The following is a 1623-nucleotide window of genomic DNA, read 5'->3' as shown; positions in this document are numbered from 1 at the left end:
CGACGGCGCGGTACCGACCTGCACCTGCACCGAAACCCGGGTATCGGGCACCGGATTCGACAACACCGCCAACAGCACGTCGGCCTGCGTCAACTCCACCGACGCACCGAACGCACCGAGCATCCCCGTAAACGTCCTGTCGTCCGACCGATACTGCGCCCCCTTGTACACCCCACTGTTCAGCAGCGTGCAGGAATACAACAACGCGTCCTGCGTAGTGGCGAAGGCGGCCTCGCCACCACCCGGAACATCCGCCACCACTTGCGTGCCGGCCGGGATCTCCACAGGCCTCGGCAGCGCGACCGTCATCGAGAACTCCACCTGCGTCCGCGCCGGAGACGCCGGCCGCGGCTGCGCGCCGACTTCCGCCAGCACCGCCAACCGGTCCTTGTCAGCCGCCCGGTTCACCCGCTCGATGAGTGGTGCCACCATGCCGGCGCAGGCCTCCACCAGAGCCGTCCCCGCATCCGGACCATCCACACCCGCCCATGAAGGGACCTTCTGACGGACCGCCGACTTCGCGCCCGACACTAGGTCATCCATACTACGCTGATCGACAGGAGGAACGGGAATACTCATTGCACACTATCCTTCCAGATAAACCAATAGGCGACCTATGCGCCAGCGGCTGGCTTACGGGTTTCGTGGGACGAGGAATTCCCAGGCTTGATTGTCATGCCAGTTAATTTTGTACTGGATGACGGGCGCACCGTTCGAGGTTGATCCGCCGGAGACGTCGAGTACCTTGTTGCTTCGCACGTTGGTGATGAGCCAGTAGCTGTCCCAGGAGCCAATTTTCCATTTCTGGGAGGGGTTGTCGGCGTCCGGGTATTCCTGGGTGGTTTTTGCGGAATCACTGGTCGAGTTTCCCTGGACGCCCATGGCGAGAAGTGAGTTTACGTTATGGAAGCGGGAGGCGCCTCCGCCGGCGGGAACGATGATCCATCGCTGATTGTTGTATCCAAGGTGGACCCACTGCTGGAGTGTGAGCCCGACGGTGGTGGAGCTGTTGTTGACATCGACAACTTTCCAGCTGCGCTTGTTGGCCACAACACAGGGGGTCGGGAATTGGAGGGCCCCGTAGACGGTGAACGACTTGATCCTGTCGTTGAGATGGCCGAAGACGGAGCTGATAGATCCGCTGGGAGGGATAAGTTGGAGTTTTCCGTGCTCGCTGGGCTGGTCGAATACCTCGATCGCGTTCGTGCTGTTGTTGCGGGCCGATGAGATCGCCCCGGAGGCTACACCGTAACGGGAGGTATTGGTGAGGTCGACATGGCCGACGGCGTTTTTGAAAACCCACTGAGCTCCGCCGTAGTTGCCGTCTCCGTAGAGGCAGAAACAGTTCGCAGGCGGGCCGTTGTACACCTTGACGGACTTGACCTGGTCTTCGAGGGAACCTGGCGGGACAGCGACGGTGGTGGCCGGGTAGTAGAGTTGGCTGGTGCCGGTGCCATCGTTGTTTTTAAATAGTTCCAGGGTGTAATTAGTCTGATTGTTGACGGTGGAGATCCTGAGTGCGATATCGCCGTACAGGGTGGTGTTGGTGAGGTCAGTGAGGACGGCGGTGTCCTTGAATGTCCACTGCCTCATGGTGTTCTGGTTTGGAATTCTTTGTTCATA

The 1623-nt window shown here is 60.1% G+C and carries 1 protein-coding gene and 1 pseudogene; both read right to left on the bottom strand.

The window, feature by feature from the left end; all coding sequences use genetic code 11:
- Positions 1-579 (bottom strand): annotated as a pseudogene (locus ACZ6EM_RS40355) (hypothetical protein); the annotation flags it as partial.
- Between the two features lie 54 nt (positions 580-633).
- A partial coding sequence (locus ACZ6EM_RS40350) for an RICIN domain-containing protein (RefSeq protein ID WP_465774673.1) occupies positions 634-1623 on the bottom strand: 990 nt, incomplete at its 5' end.

The organism is Kitasatospora sp. NPDC041917, from assembly GCF_055589745.1.
Note: the sequence above shows the minus strand (reverse complement) of the source record. Positions and strands in the feature narration are given on the sequence as shown.